The 22,810-nt window shown below is 72.0% G+C and carries 22 protein-coding genes; 9 read left to right on the top strand and 13 right to left on the bottom strand.

Translation table 11 applies throughout. The annotated features are described in order from the left end of the window. Positions 1–11: 11 nt before the first annotated feature. From ISO16_RS26260 to ISO16_RS26250, 3 genes are all read right to left on the bottom strand, one after another. On the bottom strand, positions 12–1,946 hold the full coding sequence (locus ISO16_RS26260; protein ID WP_083662456.1) for a DEAD/DEAH box helicase: 1,935 nt from the start codon (positions 1,944–1,946) through the stop codon (positions 12–14). A gap of 69 nt (positions 1,947–2,015) precedes the next feature. After that, positions 2,016–3,056, bottom strand: coding sequence for an SDR family oxidoreductase (locus ISO16_RS26255; RefSeq protein WP_072634760.1), 1,041 nt, complete (start codon positions 3,054–3,056; stop codon positions 2,016–2,018). After that, complete coding sequence (locus ISO16_RS26250; RefSeq protein WP_083662455.1) at positions 3,053–3,625, bottom strand: TetR/AcrR family transcriptional regulator; 573 nt, start codon at positions 3,623–3,625, stop codon at positions 3,053–3,055. Before ISO16_RS26250 ends, ISO16_RS26255 begins: the two co-directional genes overlap by 4 nt. A gap of 122 nt (positions 3,626–3,747) precedes the next feature. On the opposite strand from ISO16_RS26250, the gene ISO16_RS26245 reads away from it, so the two are divergent. From ISO16_RS26245 to ISO16_RS26230, 4 genes are all read left to right on the top strand, one after another. Next, the gene (locus ISO16_RS26245; protein WP_072634758.1) at positions 3,748–5,022 is read left to right on the top strand and encodes a TrpB-like pyridoxal phosphate-dependent enzyme; all 1,275 of its coding nucleotides are present in this window, start codon (positions 3,748–3,750) and stop codon (positions 5,020–5,022) included. A 136-nt stretch (positions 5,023–5,158) separates the two neighbouring features. Continuing rightward, positions 5,159–5,590: a hypothetical protein gene (locus tag ISO16_RS26240; RefSeq protein ID WP_006938685.1), complete on the top strand. Its 432-nt coding sequence runs from the start codon at positions 5,159–5,161 to the stop codon at positions 5,588–5,590. Positions 5,591–5,652: 62 nt separating this feature from the next. After that, a complete protein-coding gene (locus ISO16_RS26235; RefSeq protein ID WP_006938688.1) occupies positions 5,653–6,282 on the top strand; it encodes a phosphoribosyltransferase in 630 nt (209 codons plus the stop codon). A gap of 160 nt (positions 6,283–6,442) precedes the next feature. Beyond that, positions 6,443–8,245 carry an AMP-dependent synthetase/ligase gene (locus ISO16_RS26230; protein WP_065922814.1) on the top strand — a complete coding sequence of 601 codons (1,803 nt, stop codon included), beginning with the start codon at positions 6,443–6,445 and terminating at the stop codon, positions 8,243–8,245. A 70-nt stretch (positions 8,246–8,315) separates the two neighbouring features. Here the strand turns inward: ISO16_RS26230 and ISO16_RS26225 are convergent, their stop codons facing one another. After that, positions 8,316–8,954, bottom strand: coding sequence for an alpha/beta hydrolase (locus ISO16_RS26225; RefSeq protein ID WP_072634757.1), 639 nt, complete (start codon positions 8,952–8,954; stop codon positions 8,316–8,318). A gap of 32 nt (positions 8,955–8,986) precedes the next feature. Here ISO16_RS26225 and ISO16_RS26220 point away from each other — a divergent pair, with 32 nt between their 5' ends. Continuing rightward, positions 8,987–10,342 (top strand): DUF2252 domain-containing protein, encoded by a 1,356-nt coding sequence (locus ISO16_RS26220; RefSeq protein ID WP_072634879.1) that lies wholly within the window; start codon positions 8,987–8,989, stop codon positions 10,340–10,342. A 1-nt stretch (position 10,343) separates the two neighbouring features. Here the strand turns inward: ISO16_RS26220 and ISO16_RS26215 are convergent, their stop codons facing one another. Together ISO16_RS26215 and ISO16_RS26210 are read right to left on the bottom strand one after the other, a co-directional pair. Further along, a complete protein-coding gene (locus tag ISO16_RS26215; protein ID WP_072634756.1) occupies positions 10,344–11,519 on the bottom strand; it encodes an amino acid deaminase/aldolase in 1,176 nt (391 codons plus the stop codon). Positions 11,520–11,591: 72 nt separating this feature from the next. After that, the gene (locus ISO16_RS26210; RefSeq protein ID WP_006938699.1) at positions 11,592–12,236 is read right to left on the bottom strand and encodes a TetR/AcrR family transcriptional regulator; all 645 of its coding nucleotides are present in this window, start codon (positions 12,234–12,236) and stop codon (positions 11,592–11,594) included. A gap of 77 nt (positions 12,237–12,313) precedes the next feature. Here ISO16_RS26210 and ISO16_RS26205 point away from each other — a divergent pair, with 77 nt between their 5' ends. Beyond that, positions 12,314–13,639, top strand: coding sequence for a D-arabinono-1,4-lactone oxidase (locus tag ISO16_RS26205; protein WP_029542516.1), 1,326 nt, complete (start codon positions 12,314–12,316; stop codon positions 13,637–13,639). Between the two features lie 8 nt (positions 13,640–13,647). Here the strand turns inward: ISO16_RS26205 and ISO16_RS26200 are convergent, their stop codons facing one another. The 5 genes from ISO16_RS26200 to ISO16_RS26180 all read right to left on the bottom strand — a co-directional run bounded on the left by ISO16_RS26200 (position 13,648) and on the right by ISO16_RS26180 (position 18,896). Then, positions 13,648–14,571 (bottom strand): adenosine deaminase, encoded by a 924-nt coding sequence (locus ISO16_RS26200; RefSeq protein ID WP_029542515.1) that lies wholly within the window; start codon positions 14,569–14,571, stop codon positions 13,648–13,650. A gap of 55 nt (positions 14,572–14,626) precedes the next feature. Then, positions 14,627–15,388, bottom strand: coding sequence for a crotonase/enoyl-CoA hydratase family protein (locus ISO16_RS26195; RefSeq protein ID WP_006938704.1), 762 nt, complete (start codon positions 15,386–15,388; stop codon positions 14,627–14,629). A 108-nt stretch (positions 15,389–15,496) separates the two neighbouring features. Then, complete coding sequence (locus tag ISO16_RS26190) at positions 15,497–16,552, bottom strand: class I adenylate-forming enzyme family protein (RefSeq protein ID WP_029542511.1); 1,056 nt, start codon at positions 16,550–16,552, stop codon at positions 15,497–15,499. 66 nt (positions 16,553–16,618) lie between these two features. Continuing rightward, entirely contained in the window at positions 16,619–17,416 is a 798-nt protein-coding gene (locus ISO16_RS26185) for an enoyl-CoA hydratase/isomerase family protein (protein WP_006938708.1), read from the bottom strand. Between the two features lie 10 nt (positions 17,417–17,426). Continuing rightward, positions 17,427–18,896, bottom strand: a complete 1,470-nt coding sequence (locus tag ISO16_RS26180; protein WP_072634755.1) for a DHA2 family efflux MFS transporter permease subunit — start codon at positions 18,894–18,896, stop codon at positions 17,427–17,429. Between the two features lie 38 nt (positions 18,897–18,934). Between ISO16_RS26180 and ISO16_RS26175 the strand changes: the two genes are divergently transcribed. Then, positions 18,935–19,630: a GNAT family N-acetyltransferase gene (locus ISO16_RS26175; RefSeq protein WP_072634754.1), complete on the top strand. Its 696-nt coding sequence runs from the start codon at positions 18,935–18,937 to the stop codon at positions 19,628–19,630. Positions 19,631–19,658: 28 nt separating this feature from the next. Beyond that, positions 19,659–20,687: a glutathione S-transferase family protein gene (locus ISO16_RS26170; protein ID WP_072634753.1), complete on the top strand. Its 1,029-nt coding sequence runs from the start codon at positions 19,659–19,661 to the stop codon at positions 20,685–20,687. Between the two features lies 1 nt (position 20,688). Here ISO16_RS26170 and ISO16_RS26165 read toward each other — a convergent pair whose 3' ends face one another. Beyond that, positions 20,689–21,090, bottom strand: a complete 402-nt coding sequence (locus ISO16_RS26165) for a VOC family protein (RefSeq protein WP_072634752.1) — start codon at positions 21,088–21,090, stop codon at positions 20,689–20,691. Further along, entirely contained in the window at positions 21,087–21,944 is an 858-nt protein-coding gene (locus tag ISO16_RS26160) for a helix-turn-helix transcriptional regulator (protein ID WP_006938721.1), read from the bottom strand. The genes ISO16_RS26165 and ISO16_RS26160 overlap by 4 nt, the downstream gene beginning before the upstream one ends. A 116-nt stretch (positions 21,945–22,060) precedes the next feature. Here ISO16_RS26160 and ISO16_RS26155 point away from each other — a divergent pair, with 116 nt between their 5' ends. Beyond that, positions 22,061–22,810, top strand: a complete 750-nt coding sequence (locus tag ISO16_RS26155; protein ID WP_170914059.1) for a hypothetical protein — start codon at positions 22,061–22,063, stop codon at positions 22,808–22,810.

Below are 22,810 nucleotides of genomic sequence, written 5' to 3'. Positions count from 1 at the left end.
CGCCGCTGTGCTCAGTCGCGCCCGCGGTAGCCGCCGTTGTGGCCGCCCGAGCCGTGTCCACCGGACTGCCCGCGCTCGCCGGAGCGTTCACGGAATCCGCGGTTCGGCTTGTCTCCGAACCGGTCGCCGCGCCCACCGAAGTCCTTGTTGCGGCCGCCGCGATCGCCCCAGTCCTTCTTGCCGCCGTACTCCTTGCGCTCACCCTGACGGCGTTCGCCGCGGTCGTCGCGCTGACGGTAGGTCGACGGCCGACCCGCCGGTGCGCCGCTGTCGGGCTGCAGCTGGATGAGCACCCCGGAGATGCGGGTGCCGCGCAACGCCTCGAGCGTCTCCGGCGACAGGTCCTTCGGCAGCTCGACGAGGCTGTGGTCCGGGCGGATGCTGATGTGCCCGAAGTCGCTGCGGCGCAGGCCGCCCTCGTTGGCGATGGCGCCGACGATCGCGCCCGGCACCACCCGGTGCCGCTTACCCACGGCGATGCGGTAGGTCGCCATTTCCTGCCCGTCGCGCCCGACGCGTGACGCACCGTCGTCGTCGAACCGGCGCGGCGGCCGCTCCCGCGGCTCGCGTTCCCGCCGCGGCGGCGCCACGGGCTCGGGTTCGGCCTCCATGAGGAACGACTCCCCGTCGCGGGAGAGCACGGCCAGCGCCGCCGCGATGTCGGCGAGGGGCACGTCGTGCTCGCGCTCGTAGTCCTCGACGAACGTGCGGAAGAGCGACAGGTGATCCGACGTGAGCGCCTCGGTGATCGAATCGTTGAACTTCTCGACGCGCTGGGCGTTGACATCCTCCACCGACGGCAGCTGGATCTCGGTGAGCGGCTGCCGGGTGGCCCGCTCGATCGCCTTGAGCAGGTGCCGCTCGCGGGGGGCGACGAACAGCAGGGCGTCACCGCTGCGCCCGGCGCGGCCGGTGCGGCCGATGCGGTGCACGTAGGACTCGGTGTCGTGCGGGATGTCGTAGTTCACGACGTGGCTGATGCGGTCGACGTCCAGACCGCGGGCCGCCACGTCCGTCGCGACGAGGATGTCCAGCGCACCGCTCTTGAGCTGGCCGATGGTGCGTTCGCGCTGGGCCTGCACGATGTCGCCGTTGATCGCGGCGGCCGAGAAACCGCGGGCTCGCAGCCGCTCCGCGAGGTCCTCGGTGGCCTGCTTCGTACGGACGAAGAGGATCATCGCCTCGAACTGCTCGACCTCGAGGATCCGGGTCAGGGCGTCGAGCTTGCGCTGGTGCGACACGAGCACCCAGCGCTGGGTGATGTTCGCCGACGTCGTCGTCTTCGACTTGACCGTGATCTCGACCGGGTCGTGCAGGTACTGCTTGGACAGCCGGCGGATCGCGCCCGGCATGGTCGCCGAGAACAGCGCGACCTGCTTGGTCTCCGGGGTGTCGGCGAGGATCCGTTCGACGTCCTCCTGGAAGCCCATGGTGAGCATCTCGTCGGCCTCGTCGAGCACGAGGAACTCGAGTTCGGAGATGTCGAGGGTGCCCTTGGCGAGGTGATCGATCACACGTCCGGGGGTGCCCACGATGACGTGCGCGCCACGGCGCAGCCCGGACAGCTGCACGCCGTAGCTCTGGCCACCGTAGATGGGCAGCACGTGCAGACCCGGGATGTGCGCCGAGTACTTACCGAAAGCCTCCGCGACCTGCAGGGCGAGCTCACGGGTGGGAGCCAGGACCAGTGCCTGGGGCCGCTTCACCGCGGTGTCGATCCGCGACAGGATCGGCACCGCGAACGCGGCGGTCTTGCCGGTGCCGGTCTGCGCGAGACCGACGACGTCGCGTCCCTCCAGCAGCGGCGGGATGGTGGCCGCCTGGATCGGCGACGGGGTCTCGTAGCCCACATCCGAAAGCGCTTGCAGCACACGGGCGTCGATGTCCAGATCGGCGAACGTGGGGGTAGCGGTGTCGGCTTCGGGGTCTTGCACAGTATCACTCATTTGACCTGCAGTTTATCGGATGGACGGCCATGACCCTTCCACAGCGCCGGACAAGGGTCCCCGACCACCCTATCCGGACGTCGCATCCGGTGCCGTCGCCGCCACGTGGCGGGCCCACAGCCGGAGCGCCGGCCGCACCGGCGGGTACTCGAGCCCGTGCCGGCGCGCGAGGGCGGTGGCGGGCGCTGTCGGATAGGTGTCGGCGCTGAGAAAGCTCAGGGTCTCCTTCTCCGCCCCGGTCAGGCGGGCCGGCAGAGCCCGCAGCGCCGCGACGGGTATCCGCAGGCGCGGCGCGGCCACCCCGAGTTCGCCGGCGACCAGCGCGACCAACTCGGGCAGCGGCGGCGTGGCGTCGTCGAGGACCCAGTAAGCCTGCCCCGCCGTCTCCGGGTCGCGCGGCATCAGCGCCAGGAAGCGCGCGAGGTGGTCGATGGTGACGACGGGCAGCACGGTGCGCCGCGAGCCGGGCACGGCGCGCAGCTGCCCGCGGGCGAGTTGCACGACCAGCTCCGCGAGCCCCAGGTACTGATCGGCCTCCCCGGTCCGGGAGTCGCCGATCACCGTCCCGGGGTTGACCACCGTGAGGGGGACCCCGAGCTCCGCGGCGAGTGCACGCACCACCGCGTCGGCCTCGATCTTCGACGCCTCGTATGCGCCGAACCTCCGGTAGATCCGGCGCCGGTGCCGGGGCGGCCACGGCGCCGGCACGGCCGGGTACGCCGCGACGCGGTAACCGCTGACGTGCACCAGACGGCGCGCGCCGGCAGCGGCCGCGAATCGGGTGATCTTCTCGGCCAGAACCACATTCACCTCACGCGCCGCCCGGGCCGTCATCCCGAAGGCGAACGCGGCGGCGAGGTTGTAGACGTCGCGCACGTCCGCCGCCACGGGATCCAGGACGAGCTCGGCGGAGCCCGGATCGAACACGTGGACCGAGAGCCGGTCCAGCGGCACCCCGCCGGACGCGAGCCGGTCGCGCAGCCGCGCCCCCGACTCCGCGGTCCGCACCGCCGCGACGACGAGGTCGTCGCCGTCCGGGTCGGTGAGCAGTTCCCGCAGCAGGCCGCGGCCGATGAACCCCGTCGCGCCGAAGACCACCGCGGCGCTCATCGCGCGGCTCCGAGGAGGTCGAGCGCGACGGCACGGGCGTCCACCAGAGGGGCCACGTCGTGCCGGGCACGGGCGACGGTGGTCGCGCCCTCGACGAGGCTGACGATCACCCCGGCGAGCCGGGCGGCATCGGGCATCCCGTCGCGGACGAGCACCCGCTCGAGGACCACCCGCCACGACTCGTAGACGCGGGCGCAGCTCTGCTGCAGAACGGGGTTGTCGGTGGCGGCGTCGACGGCGACGGAGGCGACGGCGCAGCCGGCCGCGAACCCGGATCGCCCGAGCCGGGCGGCGAGGTCGTCGAACACCGCGGCGACGATCTCAGCGGCGGTCCGCCCCTCGGCCAGCAGCGCCTCGAGCAGGCCGGTGAACTCCGCACCCACCCGGTCCAGCGCCGCCACGACGAGCTCGTCCTTGCCGCCGGGGAAATGGAAGTACACCGAGCCCCGGGGCGCACCGGAGGCGTCGGTGATGCGGGCGAGGCCGGTGCCGTGGTAGCCGCGGGTCTGGATCAGCTCCAGCGTGGTGTCGATCATGCGCGCCTTCGTGCGTGCTCCCTTGGTGGTCACAGCAAAATAATAGACCGGTCTACATATTTCTGTCGACACCGCGAGCCCTCCGCCGGACGGGCCACGTGCGACGGGGGGCACACTGAACCGGTTCCACTCTCGACAGACGAAAGGACCTTCCGGTGCCGGAGCTCGTCAGCATTCCCACCCACTGGTACAACATCGCGGGAGACCTGCCCGACGCCCCGCCGCCGCACCTGCATCCCGGCACCAGCGAACCGGTCACGGCCGCCGACCTCGAACCGCTGTTCGCCGCCGGCCTGATCGAGCAGGAGCTGTCCACCGAGACCGACATCGCGATCCCCGAACCCGTCCGGGAGGCGTACGCGACCTACCGCACCACGCCGCTGCTGCGGGCCCGGTCCTTCGAGCGCGCACTCGGTACCCCCGCCCGCATCTACGTCAAGTACGAGGGCGTGAGCCCGGTGGGCAGCCACAAGACGAATTCGGCTCTGGCGCAGGCGTATTACAACTCCCTCGACGGCGTGAAGAAGCTGACGACCGAGACCGGCGCCGGCCAGTGGGGCAGCGCGCTGTCGTTCGCATGCGCCAAGTTCGGCATCGATCTCGAGGTGTGGCAGGTGCGCGCCTCGTACGAGTCCAAGCCGTACCGCCGGCACCTCATCGAGGTGTACGGCGGCACCGTGCACTCGAGCCCGTCGGAACTCACCGCGTCCGGCCGCAAGGTGCGTGCCGAACAGCCGGACACCCCCGGCTCGCTGGGGATCGCCGTGTCCGAGGCCGTGGAGGTCGCCGCCGGCGACCCCGCCGCCCGGTACGCGCTCGGCAGTGTGCTCAACCACGTCGTGCTGCACCAGACCGTGATCGGTCTCGAAGCCGTCGCCCAGCTGCGCGCCGCCGGCGAGGAGCAGGCCGACGTCGTGTTCGGCTGCGCCGGCGGCGGCTCCAACCTGGCCGGCCTGTCGTTCCCGTTCCTGCGCGAGGTGCTGCACGGTCGCGCCACGACGCGGGTGGTGGCCGCCGAGCCGGCCGCGTGCCCGTCCATCACGCAGGGCGAGTACCGCTACGACCACGGCGACATCGTCGGCCTCACCCCGCTGCTCAAGATGCACACCCTCGGTCAGGACTTCATCCCCGACCCCATCCACGCCGGCGGGCTGCGCTACCACGGCATGGCGCCGCTGCTGAGCCACACCGTCGAACTGGGATACGTGCAGGGCACGGCCGTCGCGCAGACCGATGCCTTCGCGGCGGCCGTCGAGTTCGCCCGCAGCGAGGGCATCGTGCCCGCCCCCGAGTCGGCCCACGCCCTCGCGGCGGCCGCCGAGTACGCGCGGACCGTCACCGGGCCCGAGGTGATCGTGATCGGGCTGTCCGGGCACGGGCAGCTCGACCTGCCGGCCTACGCCGCATACCTGCACGGCGAGCTCGGATAGCCCCGGAGCGTGTCTTCCTCCCCTGTGACGGGGAGGAAGACACGCCGAGGAAGTCTGTGATGCAACACACGCCCGGTCATCGGCGATACACCTGTGGAACCGCTCCACCGCGCCATGTCACCACCGGGAGGCCCCGATGCCCGACGCAGCCGACAACCTGGCCCTGCGCCTGCTCGACGCAGTGCACCGCACCCGAGGCGTAGATCCCGGGATCGTCACCGATCGCTACCGGGCCTACCGGGCCGCCCAGGGCGCGGACGCCGGCCGCGACGGGATCCGCGCGCTCCTGCGCACCTTCGAGGAGACCGGCGGCAGCGCCCAGTGGGCCGGCAAGGTCGGCCACTACCGTCGCCGCTACAGCCCCGACGAGGCCCCCATCGCCGCCGACACCGTCGAACTGGCCGCCGAGGTCCTGTACCGGCACGGCGTCGACACCATCGACGACCTCGCCGGTACGGACGACACCACCCTCGCCGGCGAGTGGCAGCGGCGCGGCGGCGACGCCTCCACCTGGCAGCCGCTCCTCGACGCCCTGCGGCCCGCCCGAGCCCTGCACACCGTCGCCTGAGCGGGCCCGGATCCGGACGCAAACCCGCCCGGGCCGCCCGCCGCCGGGCGCATACTCGACCTATGCGTTATTCCGGCCGTCCGGAGGCCGGGCGGCGGCTGGCCCGCTCGGTCGCCCACCTGCGCGACGCGAACCCCGTGGTCCTCGCCCTCCCACGCGGCGGCATCCCCGTCGCCCGCGAGGTGGCTCGCGCCCTCGACGCCCCGCTCGACGTGCTCGTCGTCCGCAAGCTCGGGGTGCCGTGGCAGCCGGAACTTGCGATGGGCGCCATCGCCGAGGGCGGATTCCGCGTGCTCAACGAGGACGTCATCCGGATCGGCCGGGTGGCCGAGGACTCGATCGCACGGATCGAGGCCCGTGAACGCACCGAACTCGACCGTCGCGCCCGGCTGCTGCGCGGCGGCAAGGAGCGCACGTCGCTGTCGGGACGCACGGTGGTCCTCGTCGACGACGGCATGGCCACCGGCGCGACCGCAGCCGTCGCCTGCCTGGCCGCTCGGGAGTCCGGTGCCGAACGGGTGGTGCTGGCGGTGCCCGTGGCGTCCCCGGAGGCGGCGCGTCGCGTGGGCGCGGTGGCCGACGAGGTGGTGTGCCCGTTCACGCCCGCGGACCTGGGCAGCGTCGGCGCCGCATACGACGACTTCCATCAACTCTCCGACGACGAGGCCGCCCGGCTGCTCGAGCCCGCCTGAGCACGCACCCGCGGACAACGGTTGTCCGTGTCCGTTATTAACAGGTATCTTCACGGGTCAGAGCGAAAAGGCTACAAATCGGGCACCCCCGTTGCTGCGTTTTCCGTCCTCGTGTGATGCAATGCACATCCACCAGTGAAAAATTGATGGAGGGGTCACCGTGAGAGAGTTTGCCGTGCCACAGTCGTTCTCGATTCCCGAGGACGCATCGATGGCGGACGCCGTCTTCCGGCACGAGAAGGAGTCGCCGACCTGGGTGCCGTTCGAGCGCAGGGTCGACGGCCGGTGGGTCAGCGTCACCGCCGCCGAGTTCGCCGCCCAGGTCCGCGGGGTGGCCAAGGGCCTGATGGCCTCCGGGATCGAACTCGGCGACCGGGTCGCGATCCTGTCGAGCACCCGCTACGAATGGGTCCTCATCGACTACGCGATCTGGGCCGCCGGGGGCTGCACCGTCGCGATCTACGAGACCTCCTCGGCCGACCAGGCCCAGTGGATCCTCGAGGACTCGGGGACCTCGCTGCTGGTCGTGGAGAACGACAACCACGCGCGGACGGTCGCCGCCGTGGCCGAGGCCGCGCCGGCCCTGCGCGAGGTCCTGCAGATCGAGGGCGCGGCGGGAGCGAAGGGCGCCGTCGACGAACTGATCGCGCGCGGCGCCGCGATCACCGACGCGCAGCTCGAGGAGCGGCGCCACCAGGTGCGTGCCGAGTCTCCCGCCACCCTGATCTACACATCGGGCACCACCGGCCGCCCCAAGGGTGTGCAGCTGACCCACAGCAACCTGTGGGCCGAGGCGGCGGCCGTCAAGCTCGCCCTGCCGAACTCCATGGTGAGCGGCAAGCGGACCCTGCTGTTCCTGCCGCTCGCGCACGTGTTCGCCCGCGAGATCTCGTTCGGCGCGTTCGAGCACGGCGTCACCGTCGCGCACACCTCCGATCTGACCACGCTGCTCGACCAGCTCGGCGAGTTCAAGCCGAACTTCATCCTGTCGGTGCCGCGCGTGTTCGAGAAGGTCTACAACTCGGCCAAGCAGAAGGCGTACGACGGCGGCAAGGGCCGGATCTTCGAGAAGGCCTCCGATACCGCCATCGCGTACAGCGAGGCGCTGGACAAGGGCCGGCCCGGTCTGGGCCTGAAGATCAAGCACGCGGTGTTCGACAAGCTGGTGTACAGCAAGTTGCGCGCGGCCCTCGGTGGCGAGTGCGAGCAGGCGGTTTCCGGCGGCGCAGCCCTCGGCGCGCGCCTGGGCCACTTCTTCCGCGGCGTCGGCATCCCGATCTTCGAGGGCTACGGCCTGACCGAGACCACCGGTGGCGTCACCATCAACACCCCCGAGCACCAGCGGGTGGGCAGCGTCGGCCGGCCGGTCAACGGGCACGCCGCACGGATCGCCGAGGACGGCGAGCTGCTGCTCAAGGGCCCCGCGGTGTTCGGCGGCTACTGGAAGAACGAGAAGGCCACCGCCGAAGCGATCGTCGACGGCTGGTTCCACACCGGTGACATCGGCAAGATCGACGAGGACGGATTCGTCCACATCACCGGCCGCAAGAAGGAGCTCATCGTCACCGCCGGCGGCAAGAACGTCGCCCCGGCCGTGCTCGAGGACGCTCTGCGGGCGCACCCGCTGATCAGCCAGGTCATCGTCGTCGGCGACGCGAAACCGTTCATCGGCGCGCTGATCACCCTCGACCCCGAGGCCCTGCCCGGCTGGAAGGAGCGCCACGGCATTCCGGCCGACGCCCCGGTGTCCGAGCTGTTGAAGAACCCCGACCTGATCGCGGAGATCGACGCCGCGGTGGCCGAGGGCAACAGGAAGGTCTCCAACCCCGAGCAGATCAAGAAGTACCGGATCCTCGAAGTGGACTTCACCATCGAGACCGGCGAGCTGACCCCGACGCTCAAGCTCAAGCGCAACGTCATCCACGAGGCGCACGGCACGGCGATCGAGGCCATCTACTCGTAGGGCCACGCCCATGGTGAGCGAATGTATCCTTCATCTCATCTGATCGAGTGAGGGATACATTCGCTCACTGTTATTGGGGGGCCGGCACTTCGGTCACGGTCCGGACGAACTCGGCGACGTCGCGCGTCACCGTGCGGTGCACCGGTTCGTGCAGCAGGTCGTGGCCCGCGTCGGGGTACTCGCGCAGGTCCAGGGCCGGGATCGCCCGGGCCCAGGCCCGCACGGGGTCGATCGGGGCCAGCCGGTCGTCGGCGCCGTGCACCGCGAGCAGCGGGATGCGAGCCCCCGCGAGGATCTCGGCCGTCGCGGGCACGGCCGCCGAGCGCGGCGTCCCGCACAGCACGGCCCCACGGAAGCGGCCGGCGTCGGTGCGCAGCAGCGTGAGGGCGGTCGCCGCGCCGAGCGAATGCCCCATCACCACCAGCGGCATCCCCGGCTCGGCACGCTCCGCCACCTCGGCGACGCGCAGCAGGTCCGCAGCCAGGTCGTCGAGGACGCCCGGTTCGCCGGGGCTGCCCTCGGACAGACCGTGCCCGGCGAGATCGATGCCCCACAACGCGATGCCGTGCGTCGCCAGGACCGCCGCGAAGCGGTGGTAGTGGCCGGTGTGCTGACGCATCCCGTGGGCGAAGACGACGGCGGCCGCCGCGCCGTCGACGGGCCAGTGTCGGTAGTGGATACGGCCGGTGCTGCCGTCGAAAAAGGGCATGCGGTCATTGTGCGCCGGTGCACAATCGCGGGATGACACCGACTACCGCCGCCGAGCGCAGTCGAGCCGAGGGGCGTGCCGCCCGCACCCGCGTGCCCCGCGGTGCGCACGGCGAATTCCGTTGCCCCGACCGCGACCCCGTGGCGATCTTCGAGCAGCAGAACCGCACCCGGCTGCCGGAACTGGTGCCGATCCGGTACGAGCGGATGACGGAGTCCCCGTTCGCCTACTACCGCGGCAGCGCCGCCGCGATGGCGGCGGACCTGTCCACCGAGCCCGTGACGGGACCGCACGTGGTGGCCTCGGGCGACGCCCATCTGGCGAACTTCGGCCTGTACGCCTCGCCGGAGCGACGGGTCCTGTTCGATCTCAACGACTTCGACGAGGCGTATCCGGCGCCGTGGGAATGGGACGTCAAGCGGCTGGCCGCCTCGGTATGGCTGGCCGGCCGTCACACCGGCTGCACCGAGCAGCAGTGCCGCGACGCGACCCTCGCGACGGTGCGCTCGTACCGCGAGACCATCCGGTTCCTGTCCGGCCTGACGGCCACCGAGCGGTTCTACTTCCAGGTCGACGCGGAAGAGATCGAGCAGGCGTCGCGGAATCCGGAGGCGATACGAGCCGTCGTGCAGAAGGCTCGCAGCCGCACGTCGGAACAGGTCCTGAGGAAACTGACGGTCACCACGGCCGACGGCGTTCCGCGCATCGTCGACCAGCCCCCGATCGTCCGCCACCTCGACATCGGGTCACTCGACGCCATCGAGCGGATCGTCGCGTCCTACCGTGCGACGGTGCGGGCGGATGCCCAGCTGCTGCTTTCCCAGTACCGCGTCGTGGATTTCGCGATGCGGATCGTGGGGGTGGGCAGCGTGGGCACCCGGTGCTTCCTCGTCCTGCTGCTCGGCCCAGCCGACGAGCCGCTGTTTCTCCAGGTCAAGGAGGCCGGGCGGTCGGTGTTGGAGACGCACGGCGGGATCCGGGAGACCCCGCACCGGGTCGAGGCCGACCTCATCGCGCACGGCCAGGGCGCCCGCGTCGTGGGGGCGCAGCGGATCCTGCAGGCCCACTCGGATCCGCTTCTCGGCTGGATCACCGGCGTCCCCGGCGCCGACGGCGTGCGCCGGGACTTCTATGTGCGTCAGTTCCGGGACATGAAGGGATCGGTGCAGTGGGAACGGCTCAGGCCCGCACAATCGGAGCAGTACGGCCGGCTGTGCGGAGCGCTGCTCGCCCGCGCCCACAGCCAGAGCCCGGACGGCGCGTTCGTCGCCGGGTACCTCGGCCGCGGGACGGTGTTCGACGAGGCGGTGGCGCGGTGGTCCGCCGCCTACGCCGATCGCACGGAGCAGGACTGGAAGGCGTTGTGCAACAGCGCGGCACCGGCGTAGCTCACCAGCAGTGTCCCTCGCCGCGATAGGTGGGGACGGTGGTGCGGGTGCCGCCGGCGTCGACGAGATGCAGGTGCGCGAACCGCTCGCACAGCTCCCCCGCCTTGGCATGCCGCAGCCACACGCGGCCGCCGACGGGCAGGTCTGCGGCGGCGCGGCCGGTGACCGGGGTCTGCACCTCGCCGGCACCCTCGGCGCGCAGCAGCCGCAGTCCGGCGGGCCGCACCGGCCGCGGTACCCGGGACGGACCCGTCGGGCCGGAGGCGATGTAACCGCCACCGAAGAGCGTGGCGATGGTGGGACTGGGCCTGCGCACCGTGGGCAGCGCGAAGTACAGCGCGGGCCGCGGTGTGAAGGCCCGGTATCGGTCGAACAACGTGGGCACGTAGAGGCCGGAGCCGGCGGTGACCTCGGTGACGACCGGGTCCGCGGAACTGATCTCGAGCGAACCCGTGCCGCCGCTGTTGACGATCTCGAGGTCGCCGACGACGGCGCGGACGGCCCCGACGACGGCGCTGCGACGGGTGGCCAGCTCGGCGGCCGACCGGCGCTTGATCAGGCGGACCGCGAGCGACGTGTCGGGCAGACCGGCGATCTGCGCCTCGTAGAACATCACTCCGACGACGGCGAAGCCGGCGGTCGTGGCGCAGCGGGCGAGCTGCCCCACCTCGTCGGGCGTGCGCAGCGGCGAGCGCCGCACGCCGAGGTGCACCGGCCCGAGCCGCAGCGACGCATCCACGTCGAGGCACACGCGGGGTCGCACACGGGCGGTGCCGAGGGCGTCGCGGACGATGCCGAGCTGGGCGGCGGAGTCGACCATGAAGGTGAGGGCGTCGAGGGCGTGCGGCCGGCCGGCGAGTTCGGCGAGCGCGGCACGGTCGACGGTCGGGTATCCCAGGAGCACGTCGCGGGCGCCGCGCTCGACCAGCCAGAGCGCTTCGCGCAGCGAGTACGCCATGATCCCGCGGAAACCGCCGTCGGCGGTGAGGCCGGTGCCGAGCACCTCCTCGAGGACCGCGCGGCACCGGACGGACTTGCTCGCCACCCGCACGGGCGTGCCCCCGGCGCGACGGACGAGGTCGGCGGCGTTGCGTCGGAGTGTGGGAAGGTCGACGGCCGCGAGCGGCGGGTCCAGGTCGGCCGTCGCGTCGTGGAGCCGGTCGAGGGGGTGGGTCACGGCGGGGGTCCAATCCACGGCAGGTCGGGTCGTCGCGGCCAGTCAAGCACCGACTTGGACCTGTGTCCAGGTTCAGGTCGTTTCCACGGCCCGGCCGGCGACGATCGCGGCGATGTCGTCGAGTTCGGTGACGATGGCGTCGCTGTCACGATCCACCAGCCACCGCAGGACCAGGCCGTCGAGCATGGCCAGCGCCAGGCGCGCGACGGTCGAGACCGGCTCGACCCACTCGGTGCCGGTGCGGGCGGCGCACTCCTCGAGAAATGCCTGGGCCTCGACGTCCATGATGCGGTACTGCTCGGTGGCGATGTTGCCGCCGAGCGGCTCGCCGGCGGCGCGGTGGCGCAGCGAATAGGTGGTGATCTCGTAGGTGAGCAGCTGACGGTCGGCCGTCGCCTCGATCGTCGGCCACATCGCATTGATCCCGGCGTAGAGCAGCTGCCGCAGCCCGCGCGGGCCCTGCGGGTCCGGCCCGTTCTGCGGGAGGGTGAAGGCGGTGCGCAACGCCTGGCTGAGCTGGAGCACCAGCGTCTCCCCCATCGCGGCGACGAGGGCTTCCTTGCTCTCGAAGCAGTAGTGCACCACCCCGAGCGATACGCCGGCGTGCTCGGCGACGGCACGCACTGTGACGGCCCCGAGACCGCCGCCCTCGGCCAGCGCGAGGGCGGATTCGACGAGTTGGGCTCGACGTTGGTCCGCCGGCAACCGGTTCAGCATGCCTCCGATCGTAGAACCCGGTCCGGATCCGTCGGCCCCTATTGACCTGGACGGTCGTCCAAGTCGATGATTGCCCCATGGCCACCGACCGTCCCGCAGCCACCTGGCGCAACTGGGCGCGCACCGAATCCGCGACGCCGCGCGCGTACGAGACTCCGGAATCCCTGGACGAGATCGCCGCCGTCGTCGCACGCGCATCCGAGCGGGGCCTGCGCGTCAAGGCGGTCGGGGCGGGACACTCGTTCAGCGGCGCCGCCGTCACCGACGGCGTGCTCGTCTCCCTCGACCGCTTCACCGGCATCGAGGACGTCCGGCCCACCTCCGCCGGTGCGCTCGTCACCGTGCGGGCCGGCACCCGGCTGCGGGATCTCAACCGGCTCCTGTGGGACCAGGGTCTGGCCGTGCCCAACCTCGGGGACATCGACGTGCAGTCGCTCGCCGGCGCGATGTCCACCGGCACCCACGGCACCGGCGCGCGATTCGGGGGCCTCGCCACCGTCGCCCGCGCCGCCACCGTGGTGCTCGCCGACGGTTCCGTCGTGCACTGCTCCCCCGACGACCACCCGGAACTCTACGAGGCCGCCCGGCTCGGCCTCGGCGCCGTCGGCATCCTCGCCACGATCACACTCGAGTGCGTGCCCGCCTTCGCGCTGCACGCCGCGGAAGCGCCCGGCACGCTGCACGACACCCTCGCCGTGCTCGAGCGCGACCGGCTCGCCGTCGACCACTTCGAGTTCTACTGGTTCCCGCACACCGACCGGGTGCTCACCAAGCGCAACACCCGGCTGCCCGCCGACGCGCCCGGCGCCCCGGTGGGCCGGGTACGGGGCTTCGTCGACGACGAGGTGCTCGCCAACGGCATGTTCGAGGTCGTCCAGCGCGTCGCGACCCGCGCCCCCGCGACCATCCCGCGGCTCAACGAGTTCGCCGCCCGGACGCTGTCGCCGCGGGAGTTCGTCGACCGCAGCTATCGCGTCTTCGCCTCCCCGCGCCGGGTCCGGTTCCGGGAGATGGAGTACGCCGTACCCGTCGGCTCGGTGACCGACGTGCTCACCGAGATCGATGCGTGGCTCTCCCGCAACGACTTCCGTGTCGCTTTTCCCGTCGAGGTACGCTTCGCCGCCGCCGACGACGTGTGGCTGTCGACGGCACACGGCCGCGACAGCGCGTACCTCGCCGTGCACCAGTACCACCGGCGCGAGCACCGGGCGTACTTCGATGCGGTCGAGGCGATCGCCCGCGCCGTGGACGGACGGCCGCACTGGGGCAAGATGCACGGCCGCAGCGCGGCCGACCTGCGCACGACGTATCCGCGCTTCGACGACTTCCTCGCCGTCCGCGACCGCGTCGACCCGCAGCGCACCTTCGCCAACCCGTACCTGGACCGCGTGCTCGGCCCGTAGGCCGCGGGCTAGCCGAAGGACGCCGCGATCGAATTGCGCGCCAACGTCTCCCGCTGATCGGACGTGAGCCCGAGCCGATCGCGCAGCGCCGCGAACGTGTCGTCGACGTACCCACCGAAGTACGCCGGATCGTCGGAGTTGACGGTCACCAGCAGACCCGCCTCGAGCATGCGCGGCAGCGGATGCCGCTCGAGCGAATCCACCACGCGCAAACGGACATTGGACAGCGGACAGACCGTGAGCGGAATCTGCTCGTCCACGAGGCGCGTGACGAGGAGGGGGTCCTCGAGGGATCGGATGCCGTGGTCGATGCGTTCGGCCCCGAGCAGATCCAGTGCCTGCCACACGTATTCGGGCGGGCCCTCCTCTCCCGCATGGGCGACCGTGTGCAGGCCCTCGGCGCGGGCGCGGGCGAACACGTCCTCGAACAGCGACGGCGGATAGCCCACCTCCGCAGAGTCCAGGCCCAGCCCGATGATCGGAGCCGACAGGCGCAGCAGCTCCCCGAACACCTCCTCGGCCTCGTGCACGGGCCGGTCCCGCACGACGGAGGCGATCATCGCCGCATCGACGCCGAACTCTCGCCGGCCCGCCGCGACGGCGTCCGCGAGGCCCTCGACCACCTCCGTCAGCGGCACGCCGCGGCTCGTGTGCGCCTGCGGGTCGAAGAAGAACTCGGCCCGCGTCACGCCGGCCTGCGCCGCCCGGCGCAGGTACGCCCGCGCGAGATCGGCGAAGTCCTCGGCCGTCCGCAGCACCTGCATGTTCGCGTAGTACAGGTCGAGGAAGGACTGCAGATCGGTGAACTCGTACCGGCTGCGCAGTTCCGCGAGGTCGGCGTACGGGAGCGCGACCCGGTTGCGCTCGGCCAGAGCGAAGATCAGCTCCGGTTCGAGAGTGCCCTCGATGTGGACGTGCAGTTCGGCGAGCACGATCCTCCTTCGTCGACGCGTCCCTTCCGCGGCCGCGCGGAAGGGACGCGGGTCGTCAGCGGCCCTTCCAGACCGGGGAACGCTTCTCCGCGAACGCCGTCGCGCCCTCGCGGGCGTCCTCGGACACGAACACCGGGCCGACGATCTCGCGTTGCCTGTCGAAGGCCTCGTCCGCCGGCCAGTCGGCGGCCTTGGCGATGACCTCCTTGGTGGCCGCCACGGCGAGCGGGCCGTTGGCCGTGATCCGTTCGGCGAGGGCCAGGGCACCCTCCAGCGCGCCGCCCGGCTCGGTGAGAACGTTGACGAAGCCGTACCCGTGGGCCTCCTCGGCGGTGAACGCGTCGCCGGTGAGGGCCAGTTCCATCGCCTTCTGATACGGGATCCGGGTGGGCAGGCGCAGCAGGCCGCCGCCCGCGGCGACGAGTCCGCGCTTGACCTCCGGGATGCCGAACCTGGCGTCCGCGGCGGCGACCACGAGATCCGTGGCGAGGACGAGTTCGGTGCCGCCGGCCAGCGCAAAGCCCTCGACGGCGGCGATGATCGGTTTGCGCGGCGGCGCCTCGGTGAAGCCGAGGCCCTTGCCCGGCACCGCGACGTTCTCCCCGGCGACGAACGCCTTGAGATCCATGCCGGCACAGAAGTTGCCACCCGCACCGGTGAGCACGCCCACGGACAGGTCGGGATCGGCGTCGAGTTCGTCGACGGCGGCGGCGAGGGCGTGGCTGACGGCCGCGTTGACGGCATTGCGGGCCTCGGGCCGGTTGATGGTGATCACCAGGATTCGACCGCGACGCTCGAGCAGGACCTCGTCGGACATGCGCGCACACCTTTCACAGGATTCGGTAGCCGACCGCGCGTACCGCGGTCCATTCGCTTATACCGCAACCGAACCCGGCGGCGGCGGCGGACCGGCCGTACCGCCGTGTCACGACACCCGGACGGCGACGGGCGTGACGAAGCCGTCCCCGTCGATGTGCACCTGGTCGCCGGTGTGGAACCAGCCGTCGTCGAAGGTCTCGGCGGTCGATTCCGGGTCGTTCCAGTAGCGGCGCGCGACGCTGGGACCGCGGCACAGCAGTTCGCCGACGCCTTGATCGGCGGCCGGGCCGAGGAGCGCGACCTCCATGCCGCCGAACGGAACTCCGACGCTGCGCGGGTGCGCGGCCCGCTGGTCGGTGGGCAGCAGCAGCCCGATGCCGCCGGTTTCGGCCACCCCCCAGCCGCGTACGCACCTCGCCGCGGGGAACGACGCGCGCAGGTGCCGCCACGGCACCCGCACCCCTCGGGCCCCGGCGGCGACGACGGTGCCGCCGGCCGCCAGGGTGGGCAACAGCTGCACGGCGCTGCCCGCCGCCGTGGACAGCGGTGCGGTGAGCACCGTGCGCGCCCCCTCCGCGGTCAGGTCCATCGCGTGCACCACGGCCTCGATCGTGGAGAGGATGTTCTCGTTGGTCAGCTCCACCCCGTGCAGTCCCCCGCCGCGTTTGCGCACGTAGTACAGCACCGCGAGCTCGTCCGGGGCGGCGCCCTCGTCCAGGAACGCCACCCCGTCGGGCAGCTCGCCGTCGAGGGTCAGGACGGCGCCGCTGTCGTCGGCGATCCACTCGAGTTCCGGATCGCTGCACGTCGGATCCGGCAGCACCGGCACCCCACCGGCGAGGACCACCCCGAGAAACGCGTACAGCCAGCGGAACCCGTTCGGATAGTGGACGACCACCCGGTCGGCCGGGCCCACGCCCTGATCGAGCAGTCCACCCGCCACCCGTGCCGCCGACGACCACATCTGCCCGTAGGTGAGGGCGTTGCCGGCCCGGTCGACGGCGGCGACGCGGGCGGAGTGCCGCAGCGCGCTGCGGTCGAGCAGCTCGGCCAGGCACGGCTCGAGGTCCTCGTACCGCAGGACACCGTCCAGTCGGCGACTGACACGCTCGTCACGGAACCACCCCGCTGCGCACGAAACCCGGACCACCGCCACCGACATCGTCACCTCCGCCTCGTCGTGTGCCTGCACTATATGGCGCGGGTCACAACTGGGGGCGGGATCGGCTCACCTTCCGGTGTACGACGCCTTCCCCGGGCCGACAGTGAGGAAGCTGCGCACGGCACCCTTCAGGTCGTCGGTGCCGAACAGCGCGCCGGAGACGTCCGGGGTCTCCGAGTCGGCGTGCGCGACGCCACCGGACCGCCACGCGCCGATGATCTGCTTGGTGGCGTCGTGGGCGCGGGTGGGGCCGTCGGCGAGCCGGTCCGCCAGGGCGCGTGCGGCGGAATCCACGTCCTCGTGGACCGCGTTGACCACGCCCCACGACCGCAGCGTCTCGGCGTCGTAGAGGTCGCCGGTCATCACCAGTTCGCGTGCGCGGCCGGAGCCGGCACGCTCGGCCAGCCGCTGCGGCCCGCCCATCGACGGGGTCAGACCGACGACGGTTTCCACCAGCCCGAACTTCGCGCCCGGCGCCGCGAGGACGATGTCGCAGGCGAGGGAGATCTCGAACGCCGCAGTGAGGGTGAGCCCGTGCGCGGCGAACACCACGGGGCACGGCAGGGCCTCGAGCGGGTGGATGATCTGCGCGAACAGGTCCTGCCACAGCTGCGCGCCCTGCCCGGCGTCGAGGCCGTCGAACAGGTGGACGTCCACCCCGCCGGAGACGACCTTGCCTTCCGCGCGGATCAGTACCGCGCGCGGCGGCGCGGCCACGAGCGCGGTGATGTCGGCGATCACGGCGTCGAACAGGGCCCGGTCGAACAGGTTCAGCGTGCCGTGCGCGACGGTGAGCACGGCGACCTCGGCACCGGCCGCGGTGGTGTGGCGCTCGAGGCGGGTGGGATGTGTGGTCTGCGTCATGCGCGCCACACTAGGCGAGCGTGCGGCGCTGCTCGAGGGGTGGTCTCGGCGCCGGCTCGGTGCGCACGGGCCGCGCGAAGAACAGCGCCGCGGCGAAGCCGACGAGCAGGACCGCGGCAGGCAGCAGCGTCGACTCGGCCATGGCGGCGGCGAACGGCGCGCGCACCGGCTCGGGCAGGGCCGTCGTCCCGCCCTCGCCGGCACCGCCGCCGGCCAACCCGTGCACGGCGAGGCGGGACGTGATGAGCGCACCCACGGCGGCGCTGCCCAGGACGGCACCGACCTGCCGGGTGGTGTTGTAGACACCCGACCCGGCCCCCGCCTGATGCGGCGGCAGGCCGTGCGTCGCGGTGGCGGCCAGCGGCGACCAGATGCCGGCCATCGCGGCGCCCATGAGGGCGATCGGCAGCAGCAGCTGCCACACCGGCGAGTCGGGCGTCATCACCGCGGCCAGCCACGCCAGCGACACGGCGAGCAGCGCGAATCCGGTGCCGGCGATGTAGCGCGGATGGGTCCGGTCCACGAGCCGCCCGACCATCGGGGCGAGCACGCCGGTGAGGACCGCCATCGGGGCCATCAGCAACGCCGACTCCGTGGGTGTCCAGCCGCGCACGCCCTGGGCGTAGAACATCAGCGGCAGCACCATCGCGGTGACCGAGAAGCCCATCGTGGCGATGCCGATGTTGGCCAGCGAGAAGTTGCGGTCGCGGAACAGGCCGAGCGGAACGAGCGGCTCCCCGCGCCCCCGGGACTGGTACCACACGAACACCGCCAGCAGCGCCACCCCGGCGGCGATCAGCACCCACACGGGAGTGGACCAGTCGTAGGAGTTGCCCTCCTGGATACCGAACACGAGACAGAACATGCCCGCGCCGCTGAGCAGCACGCCGAGGAGGTCGAACCGGTGCGGATGGGTGGGCAGCGCCGGGACCAGCCGCGCCGCGAGGACGAAACCGACGATCCCGACCGGCACGTTCACGAAGAAGATCCATTCCCAGCCGAGGTTGTCGACGAGGACACCGCCGGCCAGCGGGCCCACGAGGGTCGCGACCCCCGCCACCGCGCCCCACAGGCCCATCGCGGTGCCTCGCCGGTCGGGCGGGAAGGTGCGGGTGATGATCGCCATCGTCTGCGGGGTCATCAGGGCCGCGCCGAGGCCCTGGAAGACCCGGGCGACCACGAGGGCGGCGACGGTGCCGGACAATCCGCACCACAACGACGCCGCGGTGAACAGCACCAGGCCCGCCAGGTAGACGCGCTTCGGGCCGAACCGGTCGCCGAGGCGGCCGGTGACCAGCAGCGGCACCGCGTATGCCAGCAGGTACGCGCTGGTGACCCACACGACGTTGTTGATGTCGGTATCCAGCGCCCGCATGATCGCCGGGTTGGCGACCGCCACGATGGTGCTGTCCACCAGGATCATGAAGAACCCGAGGCACAGCGCCCACAGCGCCGGCCACGGATTTGTCTCGGTCTCCACCCGCACGTCCTCCGCTCGTAGGCGTCTACGGTAGCGCCGTGGACGGACATCTCCTGGACATCGTGCGGCTGGCCTGGTGCCGCGAACTCGGGCTCGACGACGGAGCGCTCGCCGCGCCGGGACGGGTGACGCGGGTGGACGACGCGTCCGCGCTGGTCCGGGTGCTGCGCCTCGGTGAGGCCACCGCGGTGGTGGGTCCGAGCTGGGCGGTCGAGGCCGTCGCGGCGGTGCCCGACGCGGAGCTGGACGCGTCGGCGTTGCTCGACCTGACCCGCGGCCGCGCGGTGCGCAGCCACGCGCTGAGTTACTGCGCCGACTGGGTCGACGCGACGCGGGTGCGCGATCCGCTGATCTCCCACGAGGTCGACGATCTCGCGGAGCTGTTGCGGCGCTGCCCACCCGACGACGCGACCGAGGCGGGACTCGAGAATGTGAACGGGGAGGCCTCGTCGTTCGTGCTGCTCGACGACGACCACCGGCCGCTGTCGGGGGCGGTGTACCGGGAGGTGCAGTCGATCCTGGCGGACGTGACGGCACTGACCGTGCCGGAGCACCGCCGGATCGGTCTGGCGGCGACGGTCGCGACGCTCGCGACGCACGACGCGCTCGACGCCGGGCTGATCCCGCAGTGGCGGGCCCGGCGCGACAACACCGCGGGCCGTGGCCTGGCCGCGGTGCTGGGATACACCGAACTGGGTACCCACACCTCGGTGGCCGTACCGGCTAGCGTCTGAACGGGCCGCACCGAGCGAAGGGAGCCCTGTGAACGAGCACTCCGGAGGCGACAGCGACGGGTATGTCACGCCCGGCGCCGAGTACAGCCGCGACACGCACTACATCACCACGCGCATCACCGCCGACGGGCGCGACGGGTATCCGGTGGAGGCGGGCCGATACCGGCTGATCGCCGCCCGCGCCTGCCCGTGGGCGAATCGCACGCTCATCGTGCGCCGGCTGCTGGGGCTCGAGGACGCGCTGTCGCTGGGGTTGTGCGGGCCCACGCACGACGAGCGCAGCTGGACGTTCGATCTCGACCCGGGCGGGGTGGATCCGGTGCTGCAGATCCCGCGGTTGCAGGACGCGTACTTCGCCCGGGACCCCGAGTACCCACGGGGCATCACGGTCCCGGCCGTCGTGGACGTGCCCACCGGCCGGGTGGTCACCAACGATTACGCGCAGATGACCCTGGACTTCTCCACGGAGTGGACGGCGCTGCACCGCGACGGCGCCCCCGACCTCTACCCGGAGCCGTTGCGCGACGAGATCGACGAGGTGGCCCAGCTCGTCTACCAGGACATCAACAACGGCGTGTACCGGTGCGGGTTCGCCGGGTCGCAGCGCGCGTACGACCGCGCCTTCGACCGGCTGTTCGCGCGGCTGGACTGGCTCGAGGAACGGCTGAGTTCGCGCCGGTACCTGGTGGGCGAGACGATCACCGAGGCGGATGTCCGGCTGTTCACCACGCTGGCCCGCTTCGACGCCGTCTACCACGGGCACTTCAAGTGCAACCGGGGTCTGCTCTCGTCGATGCCGGCGCTGTGGGGGTACGCCCGGGACCTGTTCCAGACGCCGGGCTTCGGCGACACGATCGACTTCGTGCAGATCAAGGAGCACTACTACATCGTGCACGCCGACATCAATCCGACGCAGATCGTGCCGAAGGGCCCCGACCTGAGGGGGTGGCTGACGCCGCACGGCCGGGAAGAGCTGGGCGGCAAGCCGTTCGGTGACGGCACGCCACCGCCCCCGCCGCGGGCGCAGGAGGCGGTGCCGGCCGGTCACGGCGCGTGATTCACGCGCCCGGATAGGTTCCGAAGCTCCAGTACACCCCCTGCGGGTCCCGGCACGTGAAGTCGTGTGAGCCGTAGTCGGTGTCGTGCAGGGCGACGACGATCGTGGCGCCCGCGGCCACGGCGCGTTCGTGCAGCGTGTCGACGGCGGTGGTATCGGGGGCGACGAGGTAGATGCAGCCGGTGCCGGCGGGCGTCTCGATCGGGCCGCCCCGACCGGCCGAGCCGAGCATGACGCCGCCGCCGTGCGGCCATCTCAGCTCGGCGTGGTCGACGCGGTCGCCGTCGCCGTAGACGGCGTTCTCGGTGAAGCCGAACGCGTCGACGAGGAAGCGGATCGCCGCCCGGGCATCGGTGTAGGAGAGGCAGGGCCACACGGTTGTGGTGAGTGCTGTCGTGGTCATGTCTGCCAGTGTTCGTCGACGGCCGGGTCGCCGTCTTGGACGATTGGGAACTGCTCGTCGCGCAGCCAGCGCGACGGCGGGACCCCGGCGATCTCGCGCCATTCCCGCGCGAGGTGGGCCTGGTCGTAGAACCCGCACCGGGCGGCCACGTCGGCGAGCACGTGCGGCCCGGGGCTGCGCAGCAGCCGACGGGACCGGTCGAATCGGATCACCCGTGCCGCCTCCTTGGGCCCGACCCCGAACTCGGCGGTGAATCGCGACGTCAGATGCCTTCGGCTCCAGCCGATCTCGTCGGCCAGATCGGTGATCCGCGGCCCCGGCGAACGCGGGTCCTGCAGCCTGCGCCACGCGTGCCGCAGGCGGGGATCGATCTCGCCGCGCCCGCCGGCGAGCCGCCGGCCGAGCACCTCGTCGAGGACCCGGAACCGGCTCTCCCACGCCCCGGTGGCGGCGATCCGTTCGCCGAGCTCGCGGGCGGCGGCGCCGAGCACCTCCTCGAGGTCGACGACCCAGGCGCCGAGCGCACCGGCGGGCACGCCCAGCAGCACCCGGGCTCCCGCCGGGGTGAGTGCGAGCTGGATGCCGTGCTGGTTGCCGTCGTGGGCGATGGTGACGGCGGTGGTGGCCAGCCCGCTCGCGAGCGCACCGAACCGGCCGGGCCCCTGGCCCGGTGCGGCGGCCCGCGCGAGTTCGAGCGGTGCGCCGATCGTGAGCACGACGGTCAGGTCCGGGGACGGCAGGCCGAGGTGGGTGCCGGGTGCGAATCCCGTCAGCCGGTACCCGTCGTAACCGCGCACGTAGGGACGCAGCGACGGGGCGGGCCGCCGCCGGGCACCGTCCGAGATGCCGGTCACGGTCCCAGGGTAAACAGGGATAGAGGACACGCCCATGGGGTACACGGGGTGAGCAGCCGTGGACTCACGGCGGCGCATGCAGGCCCGGGAGGGCCGGGAGGATCGAGGACGGAACGATGACCGACAGGGTGGGACGCGTGGAGAAGTATCTCGTCACGCTCCTGGACAACGGCAGCAGGCTGCAGGCGCCCGCGGTGGCGCGCTACGTCGAACTGACGCGGCGCGCCCATCCCGGCGAGACTCCGGAGCAGATCATTGCGCGGCTGGAGAAGATCTTCCTCACCGGAGTCACCGGCAGCGGCACGGCGGCGGGTGCCGCCGCGACCGTTCCCGGCATCGGCACGCTCGCATCGATCGCCGCGGTCGGCGCCGAAACCGCGTTCTTCCTCGAGGCTGCCGCGCTGCTGACGCTTGCGGTGGCGTCGGTGCACGGGATCGAACCGCACGAGCACGAGCAGCGCCGCGCCCTCGTGCTCGCCGTGGCACTGGGTGAGGCAGGCATGGAGATCGTCGAGCGGGCCACGGGCACGACCGCGAAGACGTGGACGTCGGCGATCACCGGCAAGATCCCCGGCGCCCAGCTGAGGTCCGTGAACAAGTCGCTCGCGCGGACGTTCGTCCGCAAGTACCTCGCCAAGCGCAGCGCCCTCGTGTTCGGCAAGCTGGTGCCGGCCGGGATCGGTGCCGCGATCGGCGGCGTGGGCAACCGCGCGCTGGGCAAGCGGGTCATCGCGAACGCGCGCGATGCGTTCGGCCCGCCGCCGGCGCAGTGGCCGGCGAAGCGTCCGCCGCTCGCCGGACCGGCCACCGGGCCGGACGGCGATCCGAACTGGCAGGCGCTGTCCTCTCCCCTGACCGGCTGGTGA

The sequence above is a fragment of the Rhodococcus sp. M8 genome, assembly GCF_015654185.1.
GTDB classification, from domain to species: domain Bacteria; phylum Actinomycetota; class Actinomycetes; order Mycobacteriales; family Mycobacteriaceae; genus Rhodococcus; species Rhodococcus aetherivorans.
The sequence above is the reverse complement of the archived record's forward strand: the minus strand, read 5'-3'. Positions and strand labels throughout refer to the sequence as shown.